This window comes from Gordonia jinghuaiqii (genome assembly GCF_014041935.1).
Classification (GTDB): Bacteria; Actinomycetota; Actinomycetes; order Mycobacteriales; family Mycobacteriaceae; genus Gordonia; species Gordonia jinghuaiqii.
This window is the reverse complement of sequence record NZ_CP059491.1, coordinates 2822592-2835014: the sequence shown is the minus strand read 5'-3', so window position 1 is coordinate 2835014 and position 12423 is coordinate 2822592. Positions and strand designations below refer to the sequence as shown.

At 66.8% G+C, this 12423-nt stretch carries 13 protein-coding genes; 5 read left to right on the top strand and 8 right to left on the bottom strand.

Translation table 11 applies throughout. The annotated features are described in order from the left end of the window. Positions 1 to 49 precede the first annotated feature (49 nt). The 3 genes from H1R19_RS12610 to H1R19_RS12600 all read left to right on the top strand — a co-directional run bounded on the left by H1R19_RS12610 (position 50) and on the right by H1R19_RS12600 (position 3958). Positions 50 to 1342, top strand: coding sequence for a lipase family protein (locus H1R19_RS12610; protein WP_244970689.1), 1293 nt, complete (start codon positions 50 to 52; stop codon positions 1340 to 1342). A gap of 153 nt (positions 1343 to 1495) precedes the next feature. After that, the gene (locus H1R19_RS12605) at positions 1496 to 2863 is read left to right on the top strand and encodes an NAD(P)H-binding protein (protein ID WP_219849188.1); all 1368 of its coding nucleotides are present in this window, start codon (positions 1496 to 1498) and stop codon (positions 2861 to 2863) included. A gap of 81 nt (positions 2864 to 2944) precedes the next feature. Beyond that, on the top strand, positions 2945 to 3958 hold the full coding sequence (locus tag H1R19_RS12600; protein ID WP_219849187.1) for a YihY/virulence factor BrkB family protein: 1014 nt from the start codon (positions 2945 to 2947) through the stop codon (positions 3956 to 3958). Between the two features lie 75 nt (positions 3959 to 4033). Here H1R19_RS12600 and H1R19_RS12595 read toward each other — a convergent pair whose 3' ends face one another. The 4 genes from H1R19_RS12595 to H1R19_RS12580 form a co-directional block, all read right to left on the bottom strand. Beyond that, positions 4034 to 5572: a succinyl-CoA:acetate CoA-transferase ScpC gene (locus H1R19_RS12595; protein ID WP_257865641.1), complete on the bottom strand. Its 1539-nt coding sequence runs from the start codon at positions 5570 to 5572 to the stop codon at positions 4034 to 4036. A 149-nt stretch (positions 5573 to 5721) separates the two neighbouring features. Further along, complete coding sequence (locus H1R19_RS12590) at positions 5722 to 6042, bottom strand: DMT family transporter (RefSeq protein ID WP_219851639.1); 321 nt, start codon at positions 6040 to 6042, stop codon at positions 5722 to 5724. A gap of 2 nt (positions 6043 to 6044) precedes the next feature. After that, complete coding sequence (locus H1R19_RS12585) at positions 6045 to 6404, bottom strand: DMT family transporter (protein WP_188330289.1); 360 nt, start codon at positions 6402 to 6404, stop codon at positions 6045 to 6047. A gap of 140 nt (positions 6405 to 6544) precedes the next feature. Beyond that, positions 6545 to 7009, bottom strand: a complete 465-nt coding sequence (locus H1R19_RS12580) for a DoxX family protein (protein ID WP_219849186.1) — start codon at positions 7007 to 7009, stop codon at positions 6545 to 6547. 115 nt (positions 7010 to 7124) lie between these two features. Here H1R19_RS12580 and H1R19_RS12575 point away from each other — a divergent pair, with 115 nt between their 5' ends. Continuing rightward, positions 7125 to 7595: a MarR family winged helix-turn-helix transcriptional regulator gene (locus H1R19_RS12575; RefSeq protein ID WP_219849185.1), complete on the top strand. Its 471-nt coding sequence runs from the start codon at positions 7125 to 7127 to the stop codon at positions 7593 to 7595. Here the strand turns inward: H1R19_RS12575 and arr are convergent. After that, positions 7586 to 8014, bottom strand: coding sequence for an NAD(+)--rifampin ADP-ribosyltransferase (gene arr, locus H1R19_RS12570; protein WP_219849184.1), 429 nt, complete (start codon positions 8012 to 8014; stop codon positions 7586 to 7588). The genes H1R19_RS12575 and arr overlap by 10 nt on opposite strands. A 55-nt stretch (positions 8015 to 8069) precedes the next feature. Then, a complete protein-coding gene (locus H1R19_RS12565; protein WP_188330287.1) occupies positions 8070 to 8921 on the bottom strand; it encodes a helix-turn-helix transcriptional regulator in 852 nt (283 codons plus the stop codon). Positions 8922 to 9021: 100 nt separating this feature from the next. On the opposite strand from H1R19_RS12565, the gene H1R19_RS12560 reads away from it, so the two are divergent. Then, a complete protein-coding gene (locus H1R19_RS12560) occupies positions 9022 to 9786 on the top strand; it encodes an SDR family oxidoreductase (protein ID WP_188330286.1) in 765 nt (254 codons plus the stop codon). Between the two features lie 12 nt (positions 9787 to 9798). On the opposite strand, the gene H1R19_RS12555 is transcribed toward H1R19_RS12560, so the two are convergent. Continuing rightward, on the bottom strand, positions 9799 to 10812 hold the full coding sequence (locus H1R19_RS12555; protein WP_188330285.1) for an NAD(P)H-dependent flavin oxidoreductase: 1014 nt from the start codon (positions 10810 to 10812) through the stop codon (positions 9799 to 9801). Positions 10813 to 10836: 24 nt separating this feature from the next. After that, positions 10837 to 12306 carry a sugar porter family MFS transporter gene (locus tag H1R19_RS12550; RefSeq protein ID WP_188330488.1) on the bottom strand — a complete coding sequence of 490 codons (1470 nt, stop codon included), beginning with the start codon at positions 12304 to 12306 and terminating at the stop codon, positions 10837 to 10839. Positions 12307 to 12423 lie beyond the last annotated feature (117 nt).

Genomic DNA, 12423 nt, shown 5'->3' with positions numbered 1-12423 from the left:
CACGGCCGCGGGTCTTGACAGACGGGGCGCCCGGACCACAAATGGATGAATGGCCATCGGGGGCAGTCGACAGGGTTCGTTCATGCTCCATCGCGGCGCGCGGTCGAGGACGTCTCCGCGCGCCGGACGGTGGAAGCGAGTCCTCACCGGCCTCGTCGTCGCAGCGTCGGCGACGTGCGCACTGGGAACGGGTCCTGTCGCCGCCGATCCGTTCGCCGGGTTCTACTCCCCGCCGAGCGTATTCGACAGTAAGCCCGGCGCACTCATCCGATCGGCGCCCTCGTACGCGGCGGTCATTCCGTTCACCGGGGCCAACATCGACGCCCGGACCACCACCGTGATGTATGCGAGCACCGGTGCCCGGGACCGGCCCACCGCGGTGACGGGCACGGTCCTGGTCCCCCGCACCCCGTGGCCCGGACGGGGTGAGCGGCCGCTGGTCGTGATCGGCTCCGGAACCATCGGTGCCGGCGACCAATGCGCGCCGTCGAAGTTGTTGCGATACGGGCAGCAATACGAAGAGCTCGCCATCGGTGGGCTCTTGGCCAGCGGGTATGCCGTCGCGATGACCGACTACGAGGGCCTGGGCACCCCCGGTGACCACCCCTACCTCAATCGGCGATCACTGGGCACCTCGATGCTGGACATGGCCCGGGTGGCGAGAAATCCGCGGTTCGGTGTCAGTGCCGAGGCACCGGTCGCTCTGTGGGGTTATTCCGAGGGCGGTTTCGCCGCGGGCGCGGGGGCGGAGCTCGCCTCGTCGTATGCGCCTGAACTGCCCATCTTCGCGGCATTCGCCGGAGCGCCCGCGCCCGAACTCGCCGACCTGGCCCGCCTGGGCGACGGCAGCTTGCTCGGCGGCGGCGTCGGCTGGGTGGTCAACGGTTTCATCGCCGCGTATCCGCAGCATCGAGCCGCGTTCCTCGCCCCGTTCAATCCGCTGGGAAGACAGATCCTGCGACAGGTCAACACCTACTGCGTCTTCGACGTGATGCGCATGAATCCGTTTGTGCCGACCCGCTTCTACACCAAGGACGGCCGGCCGATCGCCGCCCACCTGCGTTCGGAACCATGGGCCACCGCGGTCAACGATCAGCGGCTGGGCCGGGTCGCGCCGAGCATGCCGGTGTTCGTCACACAGAATCGCGGTGACGACGTCGTCGACGCCCGGGGAACCGACCGGATGGTGCGGTCCTGGCGAGCCGGCGGTGCCGACGTGACAGTGGAGACCATGTACCTGCCGACGGTTCTGCCCGGCACGTTCCTCGGCCACGGGATCGGGTTGGTGACCGAACTGCAGGCGCTGACGTGGTTGAACGCCAAGGCTGGACGTGGAGCGTGACCATTCGGACGATCAGTCGGCGATGGCTTCACCGTGACCATCGTGACGAATCCGTGGCCTGAGAAACGATCCGGCACCGAGCGTTGCCGAGCGTCTCCGATCGGGATGATCACGTCCTAGCCTGTGGGAGAACCTGATCCACAGAGGAGAGACGTGAACGAGTCGCGTACATGCCTGGTCACCGGGGCCACCGGTTACGTCGGCGGTCGGCTGGCACCTCGGCTGCTGGCTCGCGGCCACCGCGTCCGTGCGCTGGCACGGACACCGTCGAAGCTGCGCGGCGCGCCTTGGCTCGCCGACCGTGACGCCGAGGTCGTCCGCGGCGATCTCGCCGATCGGGACTCGCTCATCGCCGCCTTCGACGGGGTCGACGTCGTCTACCACCTGGTGCACTCGATGAGCGGCGACGCCGACTTCGCTGCCGAGGAACGTCGTTCCGCCGAGAACGTGGTGGCGGCTGCGCAGGAGTGCGGGGTGTCGCGCATCGTCTATCTCGGTGGGCTGCACCCGGAGAACACCTCGCTCTCCGAGCATCTGGCCTCCCGAGCCGAGGTCGGCGACATCCTCATCGACTCGCCGGTCGAGACGATCGCGCTCCAGGCCGGCACCCTGATCGGTTCGGGTTCGGCGTCGTTCGAACTGATCCGCCATCTCACCGAACGCCTTCCGGCGATGACCACGCCCCGGTGGGTGCACAACAGAATCCAGCCCATCGCGGTCGGCGACGCACTGCACTACCTCGTCGAAGCGGCCACTGCGTTCGTGCCGGAGTCGCGGACCTGGGACATCGGCGGTCCCGATGTTCTCGAGTACGGCGACATGATGCAGGTCTACGCCGAGGTCGCGGGGCTGCGACCGCGCACGATGATCGTCCTGCCGTTCCTCACCCCGTCGGTGGCCAGCCGCTGGGTCAGGTTCGTCACGCCGATTCGGGGAAAGATCGTGCGGCCGCTCATCGAATCGCTGGAATGCGACGCGGTGTGCCGTGACCGGGTCGTCGACGCGATCATCCCCCGGCCGCCCGGCGGGCTGACCCCGTACTCGCAGGCCGTGGCGCAGACACTGAACCGTGCGGCTCGCGGCGACGGACCGGCGTCATGGTCCAACGCGACTGCCGACACGTCTCCCGCGGAGCCCATCCCCACCGACCCGAAATGGGCTGGCGAGGAGATGTTCGAGGAGGTGACCCACCACTCGGCGGAGGAGCGCCGCGCCGCCGACACGTGGGACGCATGCAATCGATCGGCCGGTCATCGTGGCGATGTCGTCGAAGCCCGACACCCCGATCTGGTGCGGATCCGCGTGGCCGACGGCAGGTTCGGGCGTGCCTATGTCGAGTACGGGCTGTGCGAGACCGACGGTGCCGATCAGGGTGTCCAGGTCACCACGACCTCGCGGTTCTTCCCTCGGGGGCTGGCGGGCCTGGCCTACTGGCGACTCGGGAAACCGTTGCGCGCGCTGCGCGTGCCGGTGGCCGACCCGTTCGCCGGTCGGCGTGCCGCAGCGACTGCCTCCATGTGAGTGCAGGTGGGGCTACAGTCAGCACAAACCGATGACGAGAGGTGTTCGGTACGACCGGACATCGACGAAAAGGGTGAGTGGGTGTCGCTGTCCGAACGCGTCGACAACTTCCAACGACGCCATCCGGCGACCGGCTTTCCCCTGGCCGTCATCTACAAGTTCGTCGACGATCAGGGCGCCTACCTGGCCGCTCTGTGCGCCTACTACGCGTTCATCTCGCTGTTCCCGCTGCTCCTGCTGTTCGCCACGATCCTCGGCATCGTGCTGGCCGACAATCCCGATCTGCAACAGCGCATCCTGGACTCGGCGATGAGTCAGATCCCGGTCATCGGCGGTCAGCTCGAGGAGCCGGAAAAACTCAGCGGCGGTGTTCCGGCGATCGTCATCGGCGTCGTGGTCTCGCTCTACGGCGGGCTGGGAGTCGCCGTGGCCGCCCAGAACGCGATGAACACGATCTGGGCGGTGCCCCGCAACGAACGTCCGGATCCGATCTTCGCGCGACTGCGAGGCCTGCTGCTGTTGTCGACGATCGGGTTCGCGATCATCGGACTGACCGTGGTCAACGGCGTCTCGGCGGCCTTCGAACTGGGTCTCCTCGGCCGCTGGGTCACCGTCATCGGATCGGTGATCCTGAGCACCGGGGTGTTCACGATCGCGTTCCGCATCGGCACCGCCCGTGACGTCTCGGTCCGTGATGTGTTGCCCGGCGCCGCGGCGGCGGCGGTGTGCTGGCAGGTGATCCAGACCTTCGGGGCGGTGTACGTCCAGCACATCATCGGCAACACCGACGCGACCAACGGAGTCTTCGCGATCGTGCTGGGTCTGCTGGCGTTCCTCTATGTGTCGGCCATCGTGATCGTGGTGTGTCTGGAGGCCAACGCCGTTCGCGTCGACCACCTCTACCCGCGGTCGCTGCTCACCCCGTTCACCGACAACGTCAGCCTCACGAGGGGCGACGAGGCGGCGTATTCGGCTCAGGTTCGCGCGCAGCGCAACAAGGGTTTTCAGGAAATCGACGTGTTCTTCGACAATCCGCGCGACAACGGTCACGCCGAGCCGACGGACAGCGATCGCGCGGACACCGACCCCCGGTGACTGCCGTGGGCAAGCCGCATCGTCCCGCGGGGGACCCGCGTCGTCGTCCCGCGGGGACCCGCGTCGTCGTTGCCGTCAGCGCATGGAGCCGGTCTCCAGGTAGCGCTGATGGAAACCGAAGGCCTCGCCGAGGATGTGCGGGGTCTGGCCGGCGCCGGGCTGGGCCTCCGCCCGCGCGAAGTAGTCGTGGAGCAGCGGACGGAAGTCCGGGTGCGCGCACTTGTCGATGATGAGCGGTGCCCGGCGTCGTGGCGAGAGCCCACGGAGGTCGGCCAGTCCGTGCTCGGTGACGATGACCTGGGTGTCGTGTTCGGTGTGGTCGACGTGCGGGGTCATCGGGACGATCGCGGAGATGGCGCCGTCGCGGGCGGTCGACGGACTGAGGAACATCGACACATAGCCGTTGCGGGCGAAGTCGCCCGACCCCCCGATGCCGTTCATGATCTTGGTACCCATGACGTGGGTCGAGTTCACGTTGCCGTAGATGTCGGACTCGAGCATCCCGTTCATGGCGATGACGCCGAGCCTGCGGACGATCTCGGGATGATTGCTGATCTCCTGCGGGCGCAGAGTGATGTGGTGGCGGTAGAAGTCGATGTTGGCGGTGAGCTCTTCGATCCCCTCCTCGCTCAGTGCGAGCGCCGTAGTGGAGGCGTGCTCCACCGTGCCGTCCTTGATCAGGCGCAGCATGCTGTCCTGGATGACCTCGGAGTAGCACATCAGGTTGCGGTACGAACTGCGGTCGAGCCCGCCGAGGACCGCGTTGGCGACGTTGCCGATCCCGGCCTGCAACGGCAGCAGCGAGTCGGCCGGCAGGCGGCCGGCCCTGACCTCATGGTCGAAGAACTCGATGACGTGACTCGCGATGGCCTCGCTCACCGCGTCGGGCGGCATCAGTGGACTGGCGCTGTCGCGACCCCGGGTCTCCACGACCGCCACCACCTTGGCGGGATCGACGCGGAACGTCGGCTGCCCGATTCGATCGTCGACGCGGGTGAGCTGGATCGGTTTGCGGTGGGGTGGCAACGCCGTGCCGTAGTAGATGTCGTGCATGCCCTCCACGGCCTCGGGGACCCACGAGTTGACCTCGAGGATGACCTTGCCGGCGACGTCGAGCCAGGTCTTGTTGTTGCCGACCGACGCCGACGGGATCAACTCGCCCGCCTCGGTCACCCCGGCGACCTCGACGACAGCGACGTCGACCCTGCCGTAGTAGCCCTCCCACACCTGCTGGGCGACGTGGGACAGATGGATGTCGACGTAGTCCATACGCCCGTCGTTGATGCGTTTACGTGCTGTCGACTCCGACTGGTACGGCATGCGCAGGGCGATTCCGTCGACCTCGGCCAGCAGGCGCTCGGTCTCCGTGGACACCGACGCGCCGGTCAGGAGGTTGATCGTGAAGTCGGCGCCGGACGCCCGGGCGTCGCGGATTCGGTTCGCGAGGGCGGGAATGACCGCTTTCGGGGTACCTGCGCTCGCGAAACCGCTGATCGCGACGGTGTCGGCGGGTTGGATAACTTTCGCCGCATCGTCTGCCGACATGACCTTCGACGCGAACGCGGCATTGCGGATGCGTCCTGACGTCGGGAAATGGCCTGGTGAGCTGATCACGCCTCAGGATAAACACAGTCGCATTCCCGCGATTCCGGGTGATTGTCGCGACATGGCGAGTTCGGTGTGGTAATGAGCCCGTGCGCTCGATGTCGATGCCGGCTGTGTCCGCCGTCAGCGCGGGGCCCTGCGAGAGGTGTGCGGGGTGGTCAGTGGATGGCGCCGAGTTCGACGAGCAGTACCCCGACGACGATGACGCCGATCCCCGCGACCATCCGGCGGTTGAGCTGTTCACCGAAGAGAAAGTGTGCCGCGACCGCCGTGGCGGCGACCCCTGCCGCCGCCCAGATCCCGTATGCGACGCCCAGCGGTACGCCGTGCCGCAATCCGACGGTCAAGGAGACGAAGGCGGTGACGTATCCGACCGCGACGACGGCATAGGCACGTGGCCGTCCGTCGGTCGCGACGCGGAGTGCCAGGGTCGCGGTGACCTCGGCGATGATGGCGAGAACGATGAACGCGTAGGCCATGCTCACGCCTCACCGTGGATCGCGTCGACCCGGGATTGCTCCGCGTGCGACTGCGAACCGGTTTCGACCAGGATGACGCCGATCACGATGCATGCGATACCCATACCCATGACGGGGCTGAAGGCCTCACCGAAGATCCACGTCGCCAGAATCGCGGTGAGGGCGACGCCCGACGCCGACCAGACCCCGTATGCCACGCCGATTCCCATGCCCCGCTTCAGGACTGCGGCCAGCAACGCGAATGCGATCGCGTAGCCGACCACGACGACGATGTACAGGGCCGGCGTGGTCTCCGAGCCCTTCAGCGACAGGGTCGCGGCGACTTCGGAGGCGATGGCGGCGATCAGCATCAACCAGGTCATGTCCCTCATCTCTCGGCGTAGCGGGGCCACCGGCGACGTCGACGCCCGCACCGCGACTCTAGGCCACGGCCCGGGGTCGGAGCAGATACAACGGACCCGCACCCCGGGAGGGATGCGGGTCCGTGGCAGGGTGGTCCGATTCAGTTGGTGGCGCCGGCCAGATCACGGGACCGTGCGTCGTCGGCGGCCAGCCAGCTGACCTTCGACCCGAGAAGTGCGTCGACGCTGAAGCGTCCGGCGCCGGCGACGGCGAGCAGAAGCGCGCCGGCCGCGAGCGACAACACCAGCTCGTAGCCGCCGTCCGACGCCCAGATGCCGTTGTCGATGTGGGTGATGAACAGTGCGCCGACCATCGTCAGGGCGAGCAGCGCCCCGACGATCGGCGTCAGCAGTCCCACGATCAGGGCGATGCCGCCGAGGATCTCGAGCCAGGTGACCACGAAGGCCGAGAGCGATGCCACCGGCACACCCATCATGTCGAAGCCCGTCTGGGGGCCCGACCAGCCGTTCTGCTGGAACTTCTGGAGGCCGTGGGCGAGGAAGATCACGCCGAGAGCGACACGGCCGAGCAGGATGCCCACGCTACGAACGATGGGATTTGTCATGACGGGATTGCCTTAATGTCGAAGAATGTGACTTGATGCGTCAACTTGAGACTAGGAGGCAATAGTTGACGCGTCAAACGAGGTCTGGCCGCCGCGGCTCCGATACACTGCGCAAATGCCCACTGAGCCGGAGCCGAGGTGGCTCGACGACGAGGAGATGGACGCCTGGATTCAGGTGGCGACCGCTCTCGCGCGTCTCCCCCACGCCCTCGATGCACAGCTGCTTCGCGACGCCCAGCTCACCCACTTCGAGTACGAGGTGATGTCCGCGTTGTCCGAGGCACCCGAACGCACACTGCGCATGAGTGAACTCGCGGAGCTGTCCTACGGGTCGCTGTCGCGTCTGTCCCACGTCGTCGGCCGCCTCGAGAAGCGCGGATGGGTCGAGCGACACGCGTGCCCCGACGACGGCCGGTTCACCAATGCTGTTCTCACCGAATCGGGTTGGGCGAAGGTTGTCGAGACCGCACCGGGGTACCTTGCCAACGTCCGCGAACTCGTCGTCGACCGGCTCACGCGCACGCAGATCCGCCAGCTCGCCGCCATCGGCAAGCGGATCAACGCCCGTCCCGACGGTCAGTCGTAGATCTCGGCCGCACCGCTGCGTCGAAGTTCGGCCAGGGAGTCGAGCATCGCCTTCAGCTGCTCGGGATCGTGACCCACCCAGTTCTCGATCTCGCCGACGACGCGGACCGGCTCCGTCGACCGGAACGAGCGCGTCGGATTGCCCGGTAACTTCTTGTCGGTCACGTTGGGGTCGTCGTGAAAGGCGCCGGTCGGTTCGACGATGTAGATCCGTCCGCGCCCCTCGCCGTCTGCGAGCTCTGCGCCCCAGGTGGCAGCGTCGAGCGTCCCGGTGAAGTAGATGTGGTTCGAAGTGCGTCCCTCTTCGAAATTCGACCCGAAGCCGGCGGTCAGCAGCTGACCGACCTCCAGGCCGGCCTTCGTGCCGTGGAAGAACCTCCCGTGCTCGTCGACCGCGAAGGGTATTGGCCGCTTACTCATCATCGCTCCTCTCGTGGACCTCCCGGGCTCCTCGACGGGTGATCGGCCGTGGACGTCACCGGCCTGCGGACTCCATCCGCTGTGTACCAAGAACATTCAACAACTCGATCTTGCCCGCGGCATCGGTTCTCGGCGCGGCCGTCAGTACCAGCAGCACCTGACTCGCGTCTTCGGTGAACAATGCCTGGCAGTCGACTTCGATGGACCCCAGCTCGGGGTGGATCAGCGTTTTGTGGTCCTCGAACCGCCTGCTCACCACTTGGGTCCGCCACAGATGTCCGAACTCGCTGCTGAGTCGCGAGAGCTCGCCGACGAGGGCACCGGCGCGAGAATCCGCACCCATGGCTCCGTAGGCGGCTCTCAGTGACGCCACCTGGGCTCGGCTCTGCCGGTCGTGGTCGTCGGGCGGATAGCGCCACCGCTCCTGGTCCGGTCGGGCGAACCAGCGGTAGATGGCGCTCCGCTCGAAGCCTGTCAGATGGCTGACGTCGCCGAACAATGCTCGGGCGGAGTCGTTCTGGACCAAGGTCTCGCCGAGTGCGGAGATGATCAGTGCAGGCGTGTCGGTGAGCCGGTCCAGAACACGCATGAGACCCGGCGCGATGTAGTCCGAACCGACGATGCGGTCCGGCGCACTGTGTCCGGCGACGCGGTACATGTAGTCCCGTTCGTCGGGTGTGAGGCGCAGCGCGCGGGTGAGTGCGGCCAGCATCTGTGTGCTGGGTTGGGGTCCGCGTCGTTGTTCGAGACGCGTGTAATAGTCGGTCGACATCGCCGCCAGCTGCGCCACCTCTTCGCGGCGCAGGCCCGCGGTGCGTCGCCGCGGCCCGGTCACCACACCCACATCCGACGGCTGCAGGCTGTCGCGCCGGTTCTTGAGGAAACCGGCGAGGGCATCACGGTCCATCCGACCAGTATCCCGACGACCCGACGCCTGAGCCAGGGATCGGCGATCCCCGGATGAGTGGTCTCTGGATAGGCCGCCTGGGGTGTTCGACGCTGAGTGCATGAACATCACCGGAAACACCATCTACATTCCCGGCGCGACCAGCGGCATCGGCCTCGCGCTGGCCCTGCGCCTGCACGAGAAGGGCAACACCGTCATCGTCGGAGGCCGACGCACCGAACTGCTCGACCGGCTCGGCCGCGAACACCCCGGCCTGCACACCGTCTCGATCGACACCACCGACCCGGCCGCCGTCGAGTCCGCCGCAAAGCAGGTCATCGCCGATCACCCGAAGCTCAATGTGCTCATCACCATGGCCGGGATCATGCGCGTCGAGGACTGGTCCTCCCCCGCGGGCTTCCTGGCGTCGGCCGAAGCCACCGTCACGACCAACCTCCTCGGTCCTGTCCGGCTGATCGCCGCGTTCATCGAACACCTGTTGGCACAACCCGCGGCCACGATCATGACGGTCTCCTCGGGACTCGCCTTCACCCCGCTGCGCGCCACGCCGACCTACAACGCGACCAAGGCCGCCATCCACATGCTGAGCGAATCGTTGCGACTCCAGTTTGCCGACACCTCGGTGGACGTCGTCGAACTGGTGCCGCCCGCGGTACGAACGGACCTGATGCCCGGACATCGCGACAGCGACTTCGCGATGCCTCTCGACGACTTCGTCACCGAGGTCGTCGCGCTCATCGAGTCACAACCGGAGGCCATCGAGTTGCACGTCGAGCGGGTGAAGGTCCTGCGGTACGGCGAGGCGCGCGGCTACTACGCCGACGTGGTCGCCATGCTCAATCAGGCCGACCCCCACGGGTCCTGAGTGGAGCCGCCCTCAGCCCAGGCGTTCGACGGTGGCAGCGGCGGACTCGACGACTGCCTCGCGAAAGCCGGTTCCGGCCCACAGGTTGATCGCATCGGGATCGGTGCTCGCGGCCCGTCGGAGACCTCCGGTGAGTGTGTTGACTGCCGGATACTCTGCGACCGCGGCGTCGGAGAACCTGTCGGTGAACCGGTTACGCAGTGCACGAGCAGGTCTGCCGCTGAACGCGCGGGTGACCACCGTCTCGGTGCGGGACGGGTCGGCGAGCGCCGCGCAATGCGCGGGTTTGGTGCCCGCCTCGGTCGTCCGCAGCAGCGTCGTACCAACCTGAACCGCGACGGGTCCGAGTGCCCGGATCTCCTGCGCGCGTTCGGCGGTCGCGATACCTCCGGCCGCCACGACAGGAAGTCGAACACGGTCCTGGACAGCACGGATCAGGTCGTCCAGAGGCTGTGTGGGAGGGTCGATCCGGCGGTCGAACACCGAGCGGTGGCCGCCGGCGCCGGGCCCTTGCACGCAGAGCCAGTCCGCACCGGCGTGCTGGGCGATCGCGGCGTCGTCGGCGGTGGTGACGGTGATCCCGACACTGCAGCCGTACCGGTGCAGCTCGTCGACCGTCGCTTTCGACGGGCAGCCGAAGGCGAAGGAGACGAGGGGGATTCGCTCCTCGCACACGAGGCGGACCTTCGAATCGAAGTGGTCGTCATCGTCGCCGAGCTCGTCGAGGGGCGGAAGCTCGACGCCCAGCGAGGCCGCGTAGTCCATGAGTTCGGAGCGGTACCGGGCGACGTTGTCTCGGTTCACCGGTTCGGTCTCGGGGACGAAGATGTTGACCCCGAAGGTCTCGGTGCCGCCTGCCCGCACCGCGGCGAGGTCTGCGGCGAGCTTCTGTGGCGTCAGATAGCCGGCTGCCAGTTGACCGACACCGCCTGCCTCGCCGACAGCGATCACGAGTTCCGGGGTGGTCGGCCCACCGGCCATCGGCGCCGCGAGCACACGACGAGGAAGATCACGAAGATCGAACATGTGTGTATCCGTCGCCCACGGGGGTCAGGCGTTGTCCTTTGCTTTCTTGACAGCGTTGAACTGTGACAGCCGGGAGGCGGCCACCGAATCCATGTCCTCGAGTTCGAGCCCCTTGGTCTCCTCGACCTTCTTGTACACGTAGAAGAACGACGCAGCTGCACAGAAGGCGAAGAATCCGTAGATGATTCCCAGCCCGACGGCTTCGGTCATCGGCGGGAACAGCATCGAGATGGTGAAGTTGGCGACCCAGTTCACCGCGGTGCAGACGCCGAGCGCGACACCGCGGACGCGGTTGGGGAACATCTCCCCCAGCATCACCCACATCACCGGACCCCACGTCGCCGCGAACGCGACGACGAACAGATTCGCACCGATCAGTGCGATCACGCCCCAGGGGTCGGGCAGCGAGATGTTCTCGCCTTCGCCGATCTGCTGTGTGAACGCCACGCATGCCATGAGAAGACCGATGAACATGCCGACAGACCCGGCCAGCAACAGCTTTCGACGCCCGATGCGGTCAACGAAGAGGATGGCGACAAACGTCATCGCGACGTTGATGACCGCCGTGATGACCGACGTCTTGAACGAGTCGCTCTCGGAGAATCCGACGGACTGCCAGAGCGTCGTCGAGTAGTAGAAGATCGCGTTGATGCCGACGAACTGCTGGAAGACCGCCAGCCAGATGCCGACCCACACGAGAGGGTGAAGTCCGAACGACGGGCCGCTGATGTCCTTGAGGGACGATTTCGCCTCACGCTTGACCGTCAGCTTGATCTCTTTCACCCGCGCGAGTGGATTCGCCTCGCCGGTCACCTCCTGCAGGATCCGAGCCGCTTCGGCGTCTCGGTTGCGTCCCACCAGATATCGCGGCGACTCGGGGATCAGCAACGCGAGCACACCGTAGACGACGGCGGGGATGACGCCGACGAGGAACATCCAGCGCCATGCTTCCAGGCCCCACCAGAAGTCGCTCGACGCCCCACCTGCGCTGTCGGCGAAGAGTGAGTCGGACAACAGAGCCGCGAAAATACCCAGCGTGATCGCGAGTTGCTGCATCGAGGCCAGCGCGCCGCGATAGCGCGCCGGTGCGATCTCGGAGATGTAGGCGGGTGCGATCACCGATGCGATTCCGATGCCGATACCGCCGAGTACGCGCCACAGCAACAGGTCCGGGATGGTCTGGGTGAATCCGGTGCCGATCGCGGAGATGATGAAAAGGGCGGAGCCCAGCAGCATCACGCGTTTGCGGCCCCAGATGTCGGCGAGGCGTCCGGCGAACCACGCGCCCAGGGCACAGCCGAGCAGGGCGATGGCGACGGCGAAACCGGTCATCAGCTTGCCGAGACCGAAATTCGATTCGATCGAGTCCACCGCGCCGTTGACGACCGAACTGTCGAAGCCGAACAGGAACCCGCCGACCGCGGCGGCGACGGTGACGCCGATGACCTTCGCGGTGTGCTGTTCGGCGACTTCTCGTTGCTGCGCGTCGCTCATTGCCCGGCCCCGCTCGACGAAGGGCACCACCGCAGGATGTGTGTCATGTCCGTGACCTCGCTGTCCGGTTTCATGTTCGCCGAGTCCCGACGCTGCGAACCAATCTACTCGCGCGGC